Raw genomic sequence first — 19,559 nt, forward strand, 5'->3', positions numbered from 1 at the left:
ATATAGTTGTTTAGGTATATACTAAAAATTTTAGAGTTTGTCAAAAAATACAATTTTAAATTTAGGTTATTTGTGGGGACTAGCCCCCACACCCCCAGTTCTTTTGCGACCGTAGGGAGTGCCTGCGACTAAAAGGAGTACCTTTAGGTATGGTATTGGCACAAAGAACCTATATCCTCGACAGGCTCAGATACGCTTTGCGAAAGACTGCATTTTTAATCAAATTAGTTTTACATTACATTTCAAACAAAACTTAACAATATCTTACATTTAATAAATTATAAAATATGATTATTTATATATATTTTAAACAAAAAATAAACATTTAAAAAAATCTATTAAATGATATAATAAAGAAACTTTACTATTTTTAAGGCTAAACAAATGAAATTAACTATAAAAAATTTCGCTAGAATAAAAGAAGCAGAAATAAATATAGACGGCATCACCATAATAGCAGGCGAAAATAATACAGGTAAAACTACAATAGGAAAAGTTCTATTTTCTTGTTTTAATTTATTGAATAATATTGAAGAAGCCATCTTATCTGATAAAAAAAACTCTATACACAAAGAAGTTTTTGATTTATATAAATCTCTATTAAAATGGTTTATTTATTATGAAAAAAATATACCAAGATTAGATACAATTAAAAATTTCTCTTATAATTTGTATTCTATTTATATCAATACTAAAAAAAATATTTATGATATATTAATAGATAATTTTAAAGAATATCTCGATATTAAAGATGAAAATATTATTGATTTAATAAAAAAAGCGTCCAAAAAAATAGAGGAATATATTAATATACCAGATGAGAAAATAGCAGCTGAAAAAATAGAAGAATATTTTAATGACATATTTAATAATCAAATAAACAGCAGAATAGAAAAAGATACTATAGCAGAAATTAATATACTAGATTTATATTTTAAATTCAAAGATGACAAATGCATAGAAACAAATTTAAATTATCATTATAACAGAAATATATATTTTATAGATAATCCATTTATTTTTGATAGAAATGATTATTCATATTCTTTGTCTATAGCAGAATCGCATTTAATCAATAGTATACTGCATTCAGAAAAGCCAAACACATTGGATAAAATTTTAGCTGAAGAAAAATTAAAAAATATATATGATAAATTATCAAATGCAGTAAATGGTAAAATCGTAGAAAAAGATGAAGATTTTTATTTTGAACAAGATTTTTTCTATGAGCCTATATCTGTACATAATCTATCCGCAGGGCTAAAATCTTTTGCTATTATAAAAATGCTTTTAGAGAGAAATGCTTTAAAAGAAGATGATATATTAATATTAGATGAACCAGAAATACATCTTCACCCGAAATGGCAGCTTTTATATGCTGAAATAATAGTGCTTTTACAAAAAGAGTTTAATATACACATTTTAATAACAACTCATAGCCCTTATTTTTTAGAAGCTATAGAAATGTATTCTAAATTACATGGTATGCAGGAAAAAACTAATTATTATTTGGCAGACATAGAAAATAAATATTCTGTTTTTAAATTGGTAAATGACAGCATAGAAGATATATACAATATAATGGCTCAGCCTATAGAAAAGCTCGAAGATTTACAAAATAGTTTTAATGAATAATTTTTTATAAAGTAATTTTTATTATGAAACAAGATATAATAGACTCTCTGCCGGATATATTAAAAAACAATATAGATACTCTGGAAAACACTTCCTCTGATGATGATCATAATTATTATATGACAAATAGTAAATTACCAGTCATTAATTTTGATAAAGCAGCAAAGTGTTATAAAGATGAAAAAGATTTGAATTATTTACCTGCTTCTAATGATGCACTGTATATTATGGATAAGAGTCATTTATATTTTTTAGAATTTAAAAATGGTAAGATAGAAGAAGATAATATAAAAACAAAAATATATGACAGCTTATTTATATTGTCTGATATAAAATATAATAATGGATACAAATATATAAATAGTATAGTTGAATTTTCAAAATCAAGCATTGAATATATATTGATTTATAATATCAAAAAACATGGAAAATTAAGTTTTAATAGCCATTTTCAGAAAAGAGCAAATAAAAAAAGTAAATTATACGGCGGAGTATTAAAATTAAAAGGCTTCATATTAAAAGATATTAATTTTTACAGTGAAAATGAGTTAAAAAATAACTTTGTTAATAAATTTGATAAATGATATTCTTAATATTTAGTACTTGATAGATTAATAATTTCAATGTATTATCCTATATTAAAAAAATAATAATTATAAGCTATATATAAAAATTGTTAGCATAAAGTTCTTGAAATATATTAAAAAGCAAATAATTTTTCATTAGCGATAAAAAAATAATTTTAAGGAAAATATATGACATATCCTGAATTTTTTACTCCTTATGTATTTCCGCCTAGCATACCAATATTAGGTGCTATAAGATGGTACGGACTTATGTATATAGTTGGTATTCTAACTTCATGCATAATTCTATATTTTGTTAAAAAAAGAGGCTGGATAAAATTCAATCTTGATGAGAAAAACGGCGGTATATATGACATGGTATTCTATGCCGCAGTTGGGGCTATAGTTGGGGCCAGAATTGGTTATTTTCTTTTCTATTCGCCAAAAAGTTTTTTAACACCTTGGGAAATAATAGGAATTAATCTTGATAATGGATTTACTTTTACTGGTTTTGCCGGAATGTCATTTCATGGCGGATTTATAGGAATGTTTATAGCATTATTTATATTCAGCAAAAAGTATAAATATGATTTTTATAATATCACAGATAACGGCACACTTCCTGCCAGTTTGTGTTTATTCTTTGGAAGAATTGGAAATTTTATGAATGCTGAACTTTACGGAAGAGTTACAGATTCTTTTTTAGGAATGAAATTTCCATTATATGATGCAGTAGGCGGTTATGATAGATGGGCTTCAATGTTTCCAGCAATAAGACCATATACAGAATTAAGACACCCTTCACAATTATATGAAGCATTTCTTGAAGGTATTGTTCTTGCTTTGGTATCTTTTTTAATAGGTTATTTAAGTGAAAAGAATAAAAAGATAAGACCTGGTACAAGGCTTTGGGTTTGGATTTTCCTTTACGGACTTTTCAGAACTTTAATAGAACAATTTGCAAGAGATATTACAGAATGGACTGTAGGCCCAATCACAGCTGGTGCTATTTATTCTATGCCTATGATGTTAATTGGTATTGTTATGCTTGTTTATATTTACACAAGAAAAGATTATAATCCTGCACTTGAAGTAAATACAAAAGAAGCAAAAAAGAATAAAAAGAAATAAATTGATTAACGATCAACTTAATAATAAAGCCTAGTATGGTAAAAGATATTAGGCTTTTATTTTTTTATAATATTATCATTTTAGAGTTTGTCAAAAAATACAATTTTAAATTTAGGTTATTTGTGGGGACTAGCCCCCACACCCCCAGTTCTTTTGCGACCGTAGGGAGTGCCTGTGGTATTGGCACAAAGAACCTATATCCTCGACAGGCTCAGATACGCTTTGCGAAAGACTGCATTTTTGACATAAATATTGGTTTTACTTCACATTTTAAACAAAACTTAATAATATTTTATACTATTAATAAACAAAAATTACATTTATAAAAAGTAAAAATTGACAAAATATAGTTGTTTAGGTATATATAATTCATTTTCAGCAATATTTTATTATTTAAATACGTTTTTGTTTTACAATGCTATTTGTATCTATTATACGATAATCCAAATATACATGCTGTTTCTACCTCTTTTCCTGATTCTATATCTTTTATTTTTTCTTTTGCTTCATTATTATCTTTATCTATTTCTAAAATCCTTTTATATGTTTTTAAAGCATTATCTTTTTGATTTAATTTTATATAAAGCTCTGCAATAGATTCTAAGTAAAATGTACTCTCTTCATCATCTGTTATATTTTCTTCATATATTTTTATAAGTTTTTCATAAATATTAATACAGTTTTCTGGTTTTGAAACTTTTTGATAGAAAAATGCTAAATATGATAAACCTTCCATATAAGAACTTATTTTATTTTTATCATCATTATCTGAAATCGATATTTTTTTATTTTCAAAACTTTTTATATTTTTAAGGCATACTTCTATAGCTTTATTGTATGTTTCTAATGTACTTTCTTTATCATCAATTTTCAAATATAAATTAGCCTGTTTTTCAAAAAGCCCATAATTATTTTTATTTCTTGATATTTTTTTATTATAGTTTTTTATTAAGTCATTATATATTTCAAATGCTTTTTCTTTATTTCCTATTTTTATATAAATATCTGCTATTTCTTTTAAATATTCTTTTTCGCCTCTCTTATATTCTTTTATAAGTTCTCTGCATTTTTTTATGGCTTTTTCATAATATAAATTTCTATTTTCTATATCATTAAGTTTATCATATAAAGAAGCAATCTTTTTTAATGTATCAAGTTTACTGCCTTCTATATATATGAATAGTTCATCATCAGCTATTTTAAAATATTCTTTATATGCTTCTATAGCATTATTGTATTTTCCAAGTCTTTCATAACATTCTGCTAATTCTTCATGATATTTGCATGGCTCATTTAAAATTTCTATAGCTTTATTATAATAATTAACAGCTTCTTCATAGTTTTCTAATTTTTTATATATTTCAGCAATATTAATATAATAGTCCGAATTTTCACTGTCAATTTCTATAGCTTTATTGTAATAATCAATAGCCTCATTATAATTTTCTGCATTTTCATAAGTACGTGCAATATTAATATAACAATTCAATGCATCATCAGGATACATTTTTATAATCATTTTATATGTATCTATTGCCTTTTTATAATTTTTAGCTTCTCTATATGTTTCAGCTATATTTTTATAATTTTCTATAGATATTTGATTATATAATTCTATAGCTTTATCATATTCTCCACCATATCTTCTATAAAGATCTGCAAGCTCTTCACGGCATGCATTTGACTGACAATAATGCCAACTACCATCTATAATATCAGTATATGCCTGAACTATATCATTATAAGTTTCGCTTCCTTTAAAATCCTCATCACAAAAAGGTATAATCATAAATGGTGCTGATATATCTTTTTCTATACTGTCTTTCAAGGCGTACAAAGCATCATCATTTTTACCGAGTTTTTTATATAAATCATACAATGATTTTAATGCTTTTAAACAATCATAAAAATAATCATCTAACTCGCTTCTTATATTTATATCTAATGCCCTTTCATAACTTTTCAAAGCTTCATCATACTGTCCGTTTTTTTCATAGCTTAATCCTAAATAATGCCAATAATCAGACACTTCATAAAAATCATTAAAATAATCTATTGAATCTTTTATAGCTTTTTTAAAATTTTCTATAGCCTCTTGGCTTTTTCCTAAATATAAATTTATTTGTCCTAATCTATAATAATAATATTCTTTATTGTTACAAATTGTTTCTGTATAATTTATTTCAGCTGCTTTTTTATGAAACTCTATAGCTTTATCATAATCTTTTATAACAAAGAAATGTGCTGTTCCAAGTAAATACCAATATTCAGAATCTTTATTATTTAATTCAATTGCATTTTCTAATAATTCAATAATTTGTTTTTGTATTTTTTTATTATTATCATAATCTCCGTCATAATAATATGATGCTGCTAAATAGTATAAAACTTTATCTTTTTTATAATTAAGATTTAAAAGTTTTTTTAATGTTATTCTTAATTTTTCATATACATCATTAAAATATGAATCATCATACTGCACCAAAGCTAATAAAAATAATAATTCTTTATTATTAGGATCATTTTTTAAATGCTTATTTAATATTTCTTGAGCTTCTTTATAGTAAAGTACATCATCATATTCAAGTTCTTCATTATTTATGCTTTTATTTATTAATTCTTTTATTTCTTCTATTGTGTAATTTTTTTTATTATCTTGCATTTTATTCTCCTATTTTTTCTAAAAAATTAATTTATAACTTTATCATTCATCAAAATTATTTGTATTAATTCCTATGTCTTTTGCTATGTTCAATATTTCTTTTGCCAAATCATGTTTATTTAATTTTTTATAACAGCTGTAAAGTCTATGATAAATGCCTATTTTTTTATCATAAGAATATTTATTTAGAACATCAAAATATATAAATAAAGCTTCTTCATACATTTCTAATTCTTCAAATATTTCTCCTATTTCAATAGAAGTTATATAACCATCATTATAATGAAATTCATTCATGTATGTTTTTATATTTTTACTTTCAAAAAAATGTATATCTTTTTTATTATTATCTTTTTCTCTGTATATGTAATCATTAAAAACTTCTTTTATTTTTTGATATTCTCCTAAATCTTTATAGCTTAATAATGTGTATAATAATTCTTCTTCATCAAGTCCTTCATGTTTCCAATCTGTATTATGAAAATCTTCTTTTTCTTCTTCTGTTTCACAGTACTTATACATATTTTTATAATAAAAGTTTTTTAATATTTCCGCTCTGTTTTCAAAATTATTTATTAATTTATTATATATTTTATAAGCCTTTTTATCTTTTCCCTGTTTTTTATAACTTGCAGCAAGATAATATAAAGGAACTCTATAGTCTTTATCTATTTTTAATGCTTCTTTTGCTGATTCTATTGCCCTGTCATAATCATTAGATAAAAATCTGTATTTTGATAAATAAGCCCAGTTTATTTCTTCTTTTTTGTCTATATTAGCCATTTGTTCTCTCATATATGCTGCTTTGGAATATTTTTTAGCAGCCTCATAAATTTTAGATAGTCTTTCCATATAAGCTAGCATATAAAAATGTTTATCATTATCTTTCGCCAATTTCAGTATTTTTATTGCTTTTTTACTGTATCCTAGAAATAAATATATATCAGCTAATTTATATCCATAATCGTAATAATCCATATATATATTTTTTCTGCAAATTTTTGATGCTTCTTTGAATTGATTTGTTGAGTATAGATATATATTTAAAAGTGATTTTTCATCATTTAATAATTTATATAGCTCTACAGCATTATCATAACTATGTACTGTTTCATAAATATATGCTAATTGTTCAGTTAAAGATTTTGAATAACAGATTTGATAAAAATTTTCAAGCAGATTAATAGCTTCATCATATTTATTTATCGAACATAGAATATTTGATATTCCTATTGTCATTTCTTCATCGCTGCTTTTTAATTCAATAGCTTTTTGTATAGTTTTATAGGCATTATCTTTATCATCTAATTTAATATAAGTTCTTGCTAAATTAGCAAATACTCTTATATCTTTATCATTAATTTCAAGAGCCTTCAAATATGCTTTTTCAGCTTCTTTAAAATTACCATACATATCCAAGTAATTACCTAATATTTTCCAAGCATTATAATCGTTTTTTTCTATCTCCAAATATTTCTCTAGATATATTTTTGATTTTTTATAGTTTTTAATCTGAATATATGATGTGTATAGTATTTTTAATGCTTCTTTATTTTCTGCTTCATTTGATAATATTTCTTTTGCTTCTTTAATTTTTTCTTTTATAGTTTTATACATAATCATTAGATCCTATTAATTAACTCTTTATTAATATTATAAAGTAATGCTATGACAAAAAATGTCGCAAAAACTGCTTGTTTTTATATATCTAAAAAATATAAATTTATTAACAAAATTTTATTTGATGCATGGTAAGCTGCATTTTATATATAATTTAAATGTTATTATCATCAATTTATATTTATAAAAAATTAAAATAATATGTGCTTTTGCAACTTTTGCCACGGGAAAAGTTGATATAAAAATAAATATTAATTTCTATTTTTTATTATATTAGAATTTCCTCAACGCACGGTAAGCTAACTCATTTATATAATTATTATGCTATTACTAATTGATTCATATTAATAAACTTCATTCTGCGTGCGGTGAGTATACAATAAATTTAAATACAACTTGGGTGGGCAGCTAAAATAACTATTGAAAGTTTAAAAGAAAAGTAATACAAAAATATCAGAAAAAATTAAAAAGCCTAGAGGGTGGGCAAATGTAATTAAGTTTTAAAACTTTATTCACATACCCCGCCCTTTATTCTTAATTACTTTATTTTTATATTTTAACTTTTATTTACTTTATTACCATAATCAGAATTTCCAGCACCCGCCCAAGTGTTAATTAAATTTAGAATTTATTTAACGCACGGTAAACGGCACTTTATATAATGAAAATATTATTATTAATTCATTTACATTTATAATTTTATCCTGCGTGCGGTGAATAGACATCAAATTAAAAAAAATCTTGGGTGGGTATTATAATTTCTGACAATATTTTAAAGAAAAATTGAATAAAAATGTATAATAACAATAATAGAGATAAAAGGGCGGGAATTAGAATAAAGCAAAAATTATTTAAAAATTCTATTTCTTGATGCATGAGCCAATGCAATAGCCACAGCATCAGCAGTATCATCTTGAATAATATTTGAACCAGTGAATAGATTAACCATTTTCATCATAGCATCTTTATTTGCATTTCCATTGCCTGTTATCTGAGATTTTACCTCTTTAGGCTTGTACTCTGTAAACTCAATATTGTTAAGAGTTAATGCAAGTATTATAACGCCCCTAGCTTCGGCAACTTTTATAGCAGTTTTTGTATTTTTTGAAAAGAATAATTCTTCTATTACCGCATTATCAGGTTTATATTGTTTTATTAGATTATCCAGTTCAGTATATATGAAGGAAAGTCTTTGATTATATTCTTGATTTTGAAAGGTTTCAATAAGCCCAGAATTCACTATTTTGTATACGGAATTTTTAGCTTCAATAAAAGCATAACCGCATCTAGCAAATCCTGGGTCTATTCCTAAAGTTATCATTTATTATGATAAAATATTATTATTCTTCTATTAAGTTATCAGTAATTTCTAAGTTAGTAGCTACTGCAGAAACATCATCATGATCTTCAAAAAGACCAATTATTTTCATAACTTTTTTAGCATCACTTTCAGCTATAGTCATAGTGTTATCAGCAACACGTACTATCTCAGCACTTTCAGGCTCAATACCTTTAGCTTTTAAAGCATCAACTATAGAAGATAATGATTCCATAGGTCCAGTGATAGTGAATACTTCTTCATCTTGCTCAATATCTTCAGCACCAGCATCTAAAACTATGTCCATTAAACTTTCTTCAGTATTTCCAGCAGCAGGTATCATTACAACAGCCTTTTTCTTAAACTGCCAAGAAACAGCACCGTTCTCTGCTAAGTTACCGCCGTTTTTACTGAAAATAGATCTTATTTCAGCAGCAGTTCTGTTTTTATTATCTGTTGCAACATCTACGATAATAGCTACGCCGCCTGGAGCATAACCTTCATAAGACATTTCTTCGATATTAGCACCTTCTCCAGCACCAGCACCTCTTTTGATAGCTCTATCTATATTATCATTAGGCATGTTAGTACCTTTTGCCTTAACTATAACCATTCTTAATCTTGCATTCTGATCTGGGTCTGGGCTGCCACCCTCTTTTACTGCAATTGTTATTTCTTTTGCTATTTTTGACCAAATTTTACCTTTTTTTGAATCGTTTGCAGCTTTTTTATGTTTAATACTAGCCCACTTGGAGTGTCCTGACATATTACACCTCTATTTATTGGATTTTTATTTATAGATTATTAAATTCGCACTTATTATATATCAATATATAACTATTGTCAACTTTTTAAAATTATTAAAAAATATTTTCTTAATATTGATTTTTTATGTCAATTTGTTAGATTTATATAACAATAATAAAAATAAACAATAGGTATTTATATGTTAAAAGAAATAATGCATGTTCGAATAACGGTAACCAATATAGAAAACTCAATAAAATTCTATAGAGATATTTTAGGGTTAACTCTTAAAGGTCAGGCTATTATGGAAGGCAAAGAAACTGATAAACTATTTGCTATGAATAATTGTAAAGTAAAAATTGCTTATCTTAATGGAAGCGATAATATAATATCCCCTCCTATAGAATTATTGGAATTTGTAAATAATAAAACTATAAAAGATAAACCTCAATTAAATAAAATTTCAATATCAGAAATTTGCTTCAGAGTAGATAATATAGAAAAAGTATATAAAAACTTAATTGATAACAATGTAGAATATTTATCAGAGTCTCAAGAGTTTGATTTTACTGCTTATGGATTTTCAAAAAGTAAAGCATTGTATTTTAAAGATCCTGATGGAATAATATTAGAATTAATGGAAAATTGCTGATTTTTTTTATATTATACATTTTATTTATAATACTAAAGAGCATATAAAACATAAACAATAAAAATGAACTATAATATACTAAATATATTAATTATACCAAATTTAATAATTGCAAAATAAAACAAATAATTTAAAATATAAATATAAAATTATGGTGTAGTAATATGAAGCATCTATATAAATTGGACAATGCCGCAAAACTTTTTGTATCTATAAAAAATAAAAAGAATATGCCAATATTTAGATTGTCCGCAGTCTTAAAAGAAGAAGTAAATCCTGAAATATTGCAAAAATCTTTAGACACTACTATAAAAAGATTTCCTACATTTGCATTGATAATAAAGAATGGATTATTTTGGAATTACTTTGAAGAAAATCATAGAAAATTAATAGTGCATGAAGATAAATACCCGCCTTGTTATTTTGATAATAATAAGTTGAATAATAACTATTTAGTAAAAGTTGGTTATTATAAATATAGAGTTTTCGTTGAAATAAATCATGCTATAGCTGATGCCACATCACTTATAAGTTTTTTTAAATCTTTACTATATAATTATTTTATTCTTTCTTCAAAAAACATTGATGATAAAAATAATGATATACTCAAAGATGATACATACTCTAAAGAAGATTATGATGATAGTTTTGAAGTACATACTAGAAACAGAGAAAAATCAAAAAGAGAAGATAAAATAAAAAACATATATTTAATAAAAGGCAAGCCATTAAAAGTATATGGAAATAATGTTGTTCATGGTATTATAAGTTTAAACAAAATAAAAAAAGAAAGTAAAAAATATAATATCACAATCACAGCATATATTTTATCAGTTCTTGTTTATTTTATATATGAAACCAAAATAAAAAATAAACTTAAAGGCAAGAATATAGTTATATGTGTGCCTGTTAATTTAAGAAAAATATTTCCATCAATATCTTTAAAAAATTTTTTTGGAATAGCTAATATAAAAGTAGAAACTAATAAGGAATTAACATTTGAAAATATTACTGAAATAGTAAAAAATGAAATGAAAGAAAAAATAAATGAAGAAAAGATGAAAAACTTCATATATGAAAACACAAAATTAGAAAATAATATATTTGCCAAATTCATACCATTATTCATTAAAAATTTCATGATAAATTTGGTATTCAAACATATAGAAGATAAAACAAAAACAATGACAATATCCAATTTTGGAAACATAGTACTTCCTGATGAAATGAAAGATTATATAAGTCATTTTGAAGCAGTACTCTACCCTACAATACATAGTCCATTAAATTGCGGAGTATGCAGTTTTGATGATAAACTGTCAATAACATTTGAAAGAACAATAATAGAAACAGATATAATAAAATATTTCTTTAAATATATATCTAATATTTCAGAAATAGAAATTTATTCTAATGATTTTGGAGTATAATATATGTCATACTGCAATAATTGTAATTTAGAAATAAAAACCAATAAAAACAAATGCCCTCTATGCTTTAAAGAATTTAATAATAAACAAAACAAAATAATACCTGAAGAATATCCTTCTTATGAATCATTTTATAAGATGCAAAATAAAATTAATATAAACAAATTAATATTAACATGTTCAATAATAGCAGTTATAGCATTAATTATTATTGATATATTCACTTCAAATAAATTCAATTGGTCTGTAATATCTGCCTCATCAGTAATAACAGCATATTTTACCTATGTATGTTTCACTGCAAAAACACTTTATATAAGGCAAAAACTTATTATAGAGTTCTTTATAGTTCTGCCGCTTATTATAATAATTGATATATTCACTGGATTTAATAAATGGTCATTTAATTATGTTATAGCACCTTTATAAGCAGCTTTAAATATAGCTATGTTTATAATTGCCGTAATAGACAGAAAATATTTTAATGAATATGTATCATATATAATATCAGCTTCATTTATATCTATGATAATGATAATACTTTCATTATTTAATTTTGTATATTGGAGCGGATTATTAGCATTTATAATTGCTGTTATTTGTATGATAATAATGTTTATATTTTTTAATAAAGAGCTGATAATATCAATAAAAAAGATATTTAATTTATAGTTTTATATAGGAGTATTTTTTATGAAAATGCAAGAAGACAAAGAAGAAAAAAAAGAGAAATCAGAAGAAAGAAAACACCTTGTAGGAGAATATTTAACCTTCCCTACTATGGCAGTAAATATGATAAGAGCCGATAAAAAAATAAAGCCCTTAAAATATGAATTTGATAAAAATAAAGCACAATATATATTATATTTTCCGCCTCAATTAAAACCTGAAGAAAAGGCAAAAAAATATTTAGTAGTTTATATATATGGCGGAGGCTGGAAAGCTGGAAACCCTAATCTATATAAATTTGTAGGCAGAGCATTTGCAAAAGAAAAATATCATACTATTTTATTAGGATACAGATTAACTCCAAAATATCAATATCCTAATCAAATTGATGATGTATTTTCAGGATTCAACAAAGCACTTTCTATTTTAAAAGAAAAAAATATAGACTATTCAAACATAATAGTTGTAGGTTCATCTGCTGGGGCACATCTTGGAGCATTATTAGTTTATAATAAAGAACTTCAGAAAAAATATAATGTAGATTCAAGTCTTTTTAAAGGCTATATATCACTTGGAGGGCCAATTAATTTTGATGTATGCGTAAACAAAAGAATAGCTTCTATGATAGATCAGCTTATAGGAGATTCAAAAGAATACACTTTGGAATCAGTTAATCCTTACAACTACATAGACGGAACAGAAAAAACCAAAGTATTATGCGTACATTCTGAAATAGACCCTATATGCGAAGTTGATAATGCAATTACATTTTCTAATAAAATAAATAGCTTTAATAAAGACTTGGCTAAATGTATAGTTATTAAAAATAAAAATATTTTCCATAATGATTTAGTAAATGGAATATTCTTTAATAAAATGGATAGAGAGAATATATTCCCAAAAGTAATTGAGTGGATAGAAGAAATTTAAGAATTTGAGAAATTTAATAAATAAAAAAAATAAAATTATAAATAAAAATTAAATAATCATATTTAAACATATTATTTTTATACCGCACGTTGTGTGATTTATTATTAATAAATTTATTATTATTTCAAATTTACATGATAAATAATAAGTAATCAAACGTGCGGTTAATAATATAAAAAATCTAATTTCCGCTTGGGTGGGCATGCTTTTTCTTTTGTAATGCTAAAAAATAAAAACACTATAATTTTTATATAAATTTATAAAGATAAAGGGCGGGATTTAGAATAGATTAAAAAGAATTATAATAAAAAAATCACATCATTCTATAGTTTATTAGCAAATTATCATAAAATATTACTACAAACAATATTTATTATAAAAAACTCATACTTTCAAATAAAAAATAAGTCTATTGACAAATTAATTGATGACGATAATAGAGGCATAACAAATGAATGGAAACATATTTTATGAAAAAAAGTTTAATTTATTTATTGCTAGTTTCATTTGTGTTTATAACAACAAATATTAAAGCAAATGCTGAGAATAATTCTATGGTAAAATCAATGCAAATAGAAGAAGTGGCAGATATATCAATATCTGATGAAAATTCCACTATGACTTTTGCTCAATTAGCAGAACAATATGCCAATATCGTTACAGATAAAAATGCTACCCCAGAACAATTGGAAGCACTTGGAAATCTTATTAAATTGTGGATGGATACATTATCACAAAATTCATCTAAAGATCAAATGTTTAATGAATACAGCAGATTAACATCTACATTATCCTGCATGTCTATTCATTTAATATTAAGAATAGCAATAAAAGATAATAATATTCCTACAGAATCCGAACAGAATAATATATACGAAACAATTAATAATAAATTTATACCATCATTTGCCCAATTCAAAAATGATGGCTGGAAAACAGAGTTTAACTTTTATGTTATTAATATGTCAGCAGCCGTTTGCAAATGGTATGAAGATAAATCTCAAAAGCTTGACTATCCGGACTTTAAAGTTTGGAGAGAAGGCAGCTTCTAAAAACATTATTCATTATTCAAGGAGGAATTAAATAATGGCACAAACAGAAGGAAAAGAGAAGAAAGATCTCAAAAGTCTAATATCTAAATATAAAGAACAGGCTACTGTAGTAATAAAAAAGAATAAACCTATGTAACTTTTTATTATTAAGTGTTATATTTAGAAAATTATTTTATTTATTTTTGAATAAATAAAAAACTATCCCTCTTAAATTATTTTAAGGGGGATTTTTTATTTTTACGCCTTTATCATAAAAAATCTGCTCACCGCACGTTTAATAAAATATCAAAGAAAAAAATTATTTTTATTTATAAATTACTCTATATATCAAAAATAATACACCGTGCGTTAATTTAATCAAAAAAAATATACAAAACTTGGGCGGGCTTTTAATAATCATTAAAACACTATATAGAAAAATAATTCAATAAACACAAATAAAAACAATAAATTTAAAGGGCGGGTATTGTAAATAAAATTAAAAATGTATATAATTACAGTATTGTTTATTTCTGTATATAATTCTACTATACATAAAGAACTCAGTTGTAAAAAATGAATAATAGTACCTTGACAAATAAAGTCTTTTAAGTAAAATGTTAATAATATTTTAAGGAATAATTTTTAATATGAAAGAGATAATATTTTATAATTCACTAACTAGAGAAAAAGAGGTATTTAAGCCTATAAACGGAAATGAAGTTGGAATGTACTCATGCGGCCCTACAGTATACAATTATGCTCATATAGGTAATTTTAGAGCTTATGTATTCAGCGACTTACTTAGAAGAGTACTAGAAGATTATGGATATAATGTTAAGTTAGTAATGAATTTGACAGATGTTGATGATAAAACTATAAAAAACTCTAAAGCAAATCATATTTCTTTACAAGATTATACTAAACAATATAAAGAAGCATTCTTTGAAGATATAAAAACATTAGGTATAAAAAAAGCTACTGTCAATCCTGCTGCAACTGATCATATAAAGGAAATGATTGACATTATAGAACTTCTAAAGAAAAACGGACATACTTATGAGGCAGACGGTTCTGTTTACTTCAAAATAAGCACATTCCCACAATATGGAGAATTAGCTAATCTTGATAAACAAGAATTATTAGACGGAGCTTCTGGCAGAGTACTTAATGATGAATATGATAAAGAAAATGCAAGCGACTTTGTACTTTGGAAAGCATATACAGAAGAAGACGGAGATGTTTATTGGGATTCTCCTTTCGGAAAAGGAAGACCTGGCTGGCATATAGAATGTTCTGCTATGAGCTGCAAATATTTGGGAAAGCATTTCGATATACATACAGGCGGAGTTGACAATAAATTCCCTCATCATGAAAATGAAATAGCACAAAATGAAGCTGCTTTCAATGAAAAATTTGTTAATTATTGGCTTCACTGTGAGCATTTAATAGTTGACGGCGAGAAAATGTCAAAATCTAAAGGTAATTTCTATACTTTAAGAGATTTAATCAATAAAGGACTTTCTCCGGAAGCAATAAGATATTCTCTTATAAACTCACACTATAGAAAACAATTAAATTTCACTATAGAAGGTATAAAACAATCTCAAAGTGCTATTGACAGAGTAAATGATCTTATATTCAGATTAAAAGATATAAATAAAACTGATTCAAATGAAGTTAATGAAAATTTATTAAAAGAATTAGAAGTATCTAACGAAAAGTTTTCAGATTCTATTTATAATGATTTGAATATATCAGAGGCTCTTGGAGTATTATTTACACTTGTAAAAAATATAAATACTTCTTTTGATTCTATAAATGTAAATACAAGAGATGCTATTTTAAAATTCATAGAAAGAGTAAATAATATAATAAATTGTTTCAAAATTTCAGATGCAGAAAACAGTAGTGAAGACGAAGAAAAAATAAATAAACTTATAGAAGAACGTACACTTGCCAAAAAAGAAAAGAATTATCAAAAAGCAGATGAAATACGTAATGAATTATTATCTATGGGTATAGAAATAATGGATACACCACAAGGTGTTAAGTGGAAAAGAAAATAAACTGTATACAAAATAACAAATAAAGGCAATCATGTGGATTTACTAAAAAAAACATTTCAGCATATAGAAGGCATTGGAGAGAAGAAAGAAAGTTTATTATGGGAAGAAGGAGTTATTGATTGGGAGGATACTCTCGATAAAATAAACTACTATGCTATGCCCAAAAGTATGAGGGAAGCATTAAAAGATGAATTGCCTAGAACTATATATAATTATAAAACAAAAAATTATAATTATTTTCTAAAGAGGTTCCCTACTCCAATTATATATAGACTTTATCCAGCCCTTATGGATAAAACTGTATTTTTGGATATAGAAACTACTGGAATAAAACCTTCAAAAGCTCATGTTACAGTTATAGGCTGCTATGACGGCAAATATATGAAAGTATTTGTACATGGCAGAAATGAACATGAGTTTTTGGATTATATAAAAAACTACTCTATAGTTGTTACATTTAATGGATCTTGTTTTGATATACCATTTTTAGAAAGATACTTTGCTACAACAATAAAATGTGCCCAAATAGATTTGCGTTTTGTTTTAAAGGATTTAGGTTATACCGGCGGATTAAAAAAAATAGAACAAGATGTAGGTATTTCAAGAGGTGATGACATGGTAGGTGTTAATGGATACACCGCCGTTTTACTGTGGAATTATTATCAAGATACTAAAGATGAAACAGCTATAGATTCATTAATACATTATAATTTACTTGACACTATCAACTTGGAATATTTAATGTGCTTAGCATACAATAAATATGCTGAAAAATATAATTGCCAAACTATAGAATATAAAACACTGCCAACTATAACTAATTATAAGCCTAATAGAAAACTTATAGAGGCACTTCATAAGAAACCATATAAATATGCTCCTAGAAGCGAAGATTAATTAATAAGCCTGTTCTAATATAGTCATTATAGAATCAAAATTCATAGCTCTAGGAAGCTGATCCATACCGCTATACTGCAATGCCAATTCAGCAACCTTATCAAATTTGCTTCTGTCTATATTTATCTCATTTAATCTTGTAGGCAAATTGATATTAAGTAAGAATTTCTTTATATGCTGTGCTGATTGGTTAGCTATCTCAAAAGGTGTCATCTCTGGGTCTATACCGTCTATAACATTTGTTAATACAACATATTTATCAGGTGCAACAGTAATATAATATTCCATTATATGAGGCAATAATATAGTACAAACCATAGATTTATTAACTGCATAAACACTATTTATAGCAATAGATAAAGCTCTTATAGCACCTAAAGAACTATGACAAGCAGATGCGGCACATAACATATTGGCAGTAGCTAAAGGTACAATATTCTCAACATTATTACTGTCTGCTATTAATTTTTTTAAGCCCTGCATACTTATTTTCATAGCATGAACTATTAATGGCTCTGTTATGCTTGTAAGAGTATTGCTCATATATATATCAAAAGATAAAGCAAATACAGATAAAGCACTGCTTATAGTATATTTTACAGGAACTGTAAGATATAATGAAGGGTCTATTATACAATTTGAAGCAAAAACATTACTTTCATTGTTTTGCTTATTTATTTCATCATATTTGTCATAAAGACACATTCCAGTAGATATTTCAGATAAAGAACCTAATATAGTAGGTACAGCTATAACAGGCAAAGGATTATGATATACAGGCTGGCCATTAATATAGTCAGAAGCCTCACCACTATTAGTAACAACAACAGCAGCACCTTTAGCGGTATTTTGTATTTTAAATCCGCCTACAGCAACTATTGATTCTGCTTTGCTATATCTTACCAAATTGGCAATTATATCAGCAGCATCGCTTGTACTTGTTGAATTTATGTCAGAATATACCATTACATTAATAAATTTATCATTTAGCTTATTTACTACTTGATCTATTAATCCAGTTTGATTGAAAGAAGCTCCGTCTGTTACTAGAACTGTTCTTCCGCCGTACTTTTTTATAGTATCCGCTAAACAATCAAGAGAATCTACTCCAAATGTTATTTTTGTAGGTATGTTAAATTCTATTATAGCCATATTATTCTCTACATACTTATATTTCTTATTATAATTCTCGGAAAGATTAGCTAAAATTATTAATAACTATATGAATAATTTAACAGTAAATTTTTAATTATTATTTTTTGACATATCGTTAACTATTGAGTTTTTTAAATATAGATAATAAGTTACTATATATAATTATGAATAAAGAATATTATATAAAAAAAGCTGAAAAACTATACAATAATAAAGATTATAAGAATCTTTTTGAAGTATATAAAAAGTTATTAGAGTTTGAAGAAAATTCTATATACTATTTTAGGGCTGGATTTTCTTTATATATGCTTCAAGATTACAGAAGGGCTATTATATACTTTGAAAAAGCCTTTGATATGGCAATAAAAAATAAAACACATATACATTATTATTATTTTTTCTACTTAGGAGCCTCATATAACAATATAAATGAATATGAAAAATCAATCAAATATTTGGAAATGTCATTAGAATTATCTCCGTATAATCATAATATACATAGATGGATAGCTTCCGGATATTATAACTTATCTAACTATCAAAAAGCATTAGAATATTACAGCAATGTATTAAGCATAGATAACAATAATCCTGAAAATTTCAAATCAGTGGGACTATGCTATTATAAATTAGAAAATTATGATGAGGCCATAGAATATTTAGAAAAAGCTATAGAATTATACAGTAAAAATAATGAAAAAGATTATAAATCAATACTGCTGCTTGGAATATCATATTATAGAATAGATAAATATAAAAAAGCATTAGAAAATCTTTTAGAAGCAAAATATATATCACAAAACAATGATTCTGTATACTATTATATTGGACTTTGCCATTTATCTGTTAAAGACTATATAAATGCTATAGATAATTTTAATAAACAATTAAGTTTGCTTGAAGAAGATAATATATCCTCTATATGTTATTTAGCTATATGCTATTATCAATTAAAAGATTATAAGAAACATTTCAGCCTAATAAAAAAGCAAGGAAATTAAGCAAATCGAATAATAATAAACATCAGCTTTGCAGTATTTGTATTTA

General features: G+C 25.1%; 15 protein-coding genes and 1 pseudogene. 11 read left to right on the forward strand and 5 right to left on the reverse strand.

Going from position 1 to position 19,559, the window contains the following annotated elements; genetic code table 11:
• The first annotated feature begins 384 nt into the window (after positions 1-384).
• The 3 genes from R4K56_RS12130 (at position 385) to lgt (ending at position 3,332) form a co-directional block, all read left to right on the forward strand.
• Complete coding sequence (locus R4K56_RS12130; RefSeq protein WP_335772691.1) at positions 385-1,635, forward strand: AAA family ATPase; 1,251 nt, start codon at positions 385-387, stop codon at positions 1,633-1,635.
• Between the two features lie 23 nt (positions 1,636-1,658).
• Positions 1,659-2,219 (forward strand): geranyl transferase, encoded by a 561-nt coding sequence (locus tag R4K56_RS12135; RefSeq protein WP_335758817.1) that lies wholly within the window; start codon positions 1,659-1,661, stop codon positions 2,217-2,219.
• A gap of 171 nt (positions 2,220-2,390) precedes the next feature.
• Positions 2,391-3,332 carry a prolipoprotein diacylglyceryl transferase gene (lgt, locus tag R4K56_RS12140; protein ID WP_335758816.1) on the forward strand — a complete coding sequence of 314 codons (942 nt, stop codon included), beginning with the start codon at positions 2,391-2,393 and terminating at the stop codon, positions 3,330-3,332.
• Positions 3,333-3,750: 418 nt separating this feature from the next.
• On the opposite strand, the gene R4K56_RS12145 is transcribed toward lgt, so the two are convergent.
• From R4K56_RS12145 to R4K56_RS12160, 4 genes are all read right to left on the reverse strand, one after another.
• Positions 3,751-5,994, reverse strand: a complete 2,244-nt coding sequence (locus R4K56_RS12145; protein WP_335772692.1) for a tetratricopeptide repeat protein — start codon at positions 5,992-5,994, stop codon at positions 3,751-3,753.
• 42 nt (positions 5,995-6,036) lie between these two features.
• Positions 6,037-7,611: a tetratricopeptide repeat protein gene (locus tag R4K56_RS12150; RefSeq protein WP_335772693.1), complete on the reverse strand. Its 1,575-nt coding sequence runs from the start codon at positions 7,609-7,611 to the stop codon at positions 6,037-6,039.
• 850 nt (positions 7,612-8,461) lie between these two features.
• Positions 8,462-8,935, reverse strand: a complete 474-nt coding sequence (ruvC, locus tag R4K56_RS12155) for a crossover junction endodeoxyribonuclease RuvC (RefSeq protein ID WP_335772694.1) — start codon at positions 8,933-8,935, stop codon at positions 8,462-8,464.
• 19 nt (positions 8,936-8,954) lie between these two features.
• The gene (locus R4K56_RS12160; protein ID WP_297299927.1) at positions 8,955-9,698 is read right to left on the reverse strand and encodes a YebC/PmpR family DNA-binding transcriptional regulator; all 744 of its coding nucleotides are present in this window, start codon (positions 9,696-9,698) and stop codon (positions 8,955-8,957) included.
• Between the two features lie 180 nt (positions 9,699-9,878).
• Between R4K56_RS12160 and R4K56_RS12165 the strand changes: the two genes are divergently transcribed.
• The 7 genes and pseudogenes from R4K56_RS12165 (at position 9,879) to R4K56_RS12195 (ending at position 17,357) form a co-directional block, all read left to right on the forward strand.
• The gene (locus R4K56_RS12165; RefSeq protein WP_335772695.1) at positions 9,879-10,331 is read left to right on the forward strand and encodes a VOC family protein; all 453 of its coding nucleotides are present in this window, start codon (positions 9,879-9,881) and stop codon (positions 10,329-10,331) included.
• 164 nt (positions 10,332-10,495) lie between these two features.
• A complete protein-coding gene (locus tag R4K56_RS12170; RefSeq protein WP_335772696.1) occupies positions 10,496-11,761 on the forward strand; it encodes an alcohol acetyltransferase in 1,266 nt (421 codons plus the stop codon).
• A gap of 3 nt (positions 11,762-11,764) precedes the next feature.
• Positions 11,765-12,433 (forward strand): annotated as a pseudogene (locus tag R4K56_RS12175) (DUF6320 domain-containing protein).
• A gap of 21 nt (positions 12,434-12,454) precedes the next feature.
• Positions 12,455-13,360, forward strand: coding sequence for an alpha/beta hydrolase (locus R4K56_RS12180; protein WP_418232752.1), 906 nt, complete (start codon positions 12,455-12,457; stop codon positions 13,358-13,360).
• Positions 13,361-13,830: 470 nt separating this feature from the next.
• Positions 13,831-14,412, forward strand: a complete 582-nt coding sequence (locus R4K56_RS12185; RefSeq protein WP_335758406.1) for a hypothetical protein — start codon at positions 13,831-13,833, stop codon at positions 14,410-14,412.
• Between the two features lie 629 nt (positions 14,413-15,041).
• Complete coding sequence (gene cysS / locus R4K56_RS12190) at positions 15,042-16,460, forward strand: cysteine--tRNA ligase (RefSeq protein ID WP_335758405.1); 1,419 nt, start codon at positions 15,042-15,044, stop codon at positions 16,458-16,460.
• 33 nt (positions 16,461-16,493) lie between these two features.
• Entirely contained in the window at positions 16,494-17,357 is an 864-nt protein-coding gene (locus tag R4K56_RS12195; RefSeq protein WP_335758404.1) for a ribonuclease H-like domain-containing protein, read from the forward strand.
• On the opposite strand, the gene R4K56_RS12200 is transcribed toward R4K56_RS12195, so the two are convergent.
• Positions 17,358-18,509: an iron-containing alcohol dehydrogenase gene (locus R4K56_RS12200; protein ID WP_335758403.1), complete on the reverse strand. Its 1,152-nt coding sequence runs from the start codon at positions 18,507-18,509 to the stop codon at positions 17,358-17,360.
• A gap of 167 nt (positions 18,510-18,676) precedes the next feature.
• Here R4K56_RS12200 and R4K56_RS12205 point away from each other — a divergent pair, with 167 nt between their 5' ends.
• Positions 18,677-19,513 carry a tetratricopeptide repeat protein gene (locus tag R4K56_RS12205; protein WP_335772697.1) on the forward strand — a complete coding sequence of 279 codons (837 nt, stop codon included), beginning with the start codon at positions 18,677-18,679 and terminating at the stop codon, positions 19,511-19,513.
• Positions 19,514-19,559 lie beyond the last annotated feature (46 nt).

The organism is Brachyspira pulli, from assembly GCF_036997785.1.
GTDB classification, from domain to species: Bacteria; Spirochaetota; Brachyspiria; order Brachyspirales; family Brachyspiraceae; genus Brachyspira; species Brachyspira pulli.

Excerpts from the sequence above, each read along its gene's own strand:
- R4K56_RS12130 (WP_335772691.1), top strand. The coding sequence starts at position 385 with ATGAAATTAACTATAAAAAATTTCGCTAGAATAAAAGAAGCAGAAATA.
- R4K56_RS12135 (WP_335758817.1), top strand. The coding sequence starts at position 1,659 with ATGAAACAAGATATAATAGACTCTCTGCCGGATATATTAAAAAACAAT.
- lgt (WP_335758816.1), top strand. The coding sequence starts at position 2,391 with ATGACATATCCTGAATTTTTTACTCCTTATGTATTTCCGCCTAGCATA.
- R4K56_RS12145 (WP_335772692.1), bottom strand. The coding sequence starts at position 5,994 with ATGCAAGATAATAAAAAAAATTACACAATAGAAGAAATAAAAGAATTA.
- R4K56_RS12150 (WP_335772693.1), bottom strand. The coding sequence starts at position 7,611 with ATGTATAAAACTATAAAAGAAAAAATTAAAGAAGCAAAAGAAATATTA.
- ruvC (WP_335772694.1), bottom strand. The coding sequence starts at position 8,935 with ATGATAACTTTAGGAATAGACCCAGGATTTGCTAGATGCGGTTATGCT.
- R4K56_RS12160 (WP_297299927.1), bottom strand. The coding sequence starts at position 9,698 with ATGTCAGGACACTCCAAGTGGGCTAGTATTAAACATAAAAAAGCTGCA.
- R4K56_RS12165 (WP_335772695.1), top strand. The coding sequence starts at position 9,879 with ATGTTAAAAGAAATAATGCATGTTCGAATAACGGTAACCAATATAGAA.
- R4K56_RS12170 (WP_335772696.1), top strand. The coding sequence starts at position 10,496 with ATGAAGCATCTATATAAATTGGACAATGCCGCAAAACTTTTTGTATCT.
- R4K56_RS12180 (WP_418232752.1), top strand. The coding sequence starts at position 12,455 with ATGAAAATGCAAGAAGACAAAGAAGAAAAAAAAGAGAAATCAGAAGAA.
- R4K56_RS12185 (WP_335758406.1), top strand. The coding sequence starts at position 13,831 with ATGAAAAAAAGTTTAATTTATTTATTGCTAGTTTCATTTGTGTTTATA.
- cysS (WP_335758405.1), top strand. The coding sequence starts at position 15,042 with ATGAAAGAGATAATATTTTATAATTCACTAACTAGAGAAAAAGAGGTA.
- R4K56_RS12200 (WP_335758403.1), bottom strand. The coding sequence starts at position 18,509 with ATGGCTATAATAGAATTTAACATACCTACAAAAATAACATTTGGAGTA.
- R4K56_RS12205 (WP_335772697.1), top strand. The coding sequence starts at position 18,677 with ATGAATAAAGAATATTATATAAAAAAAGCTGAAAAACTATACAATAAT.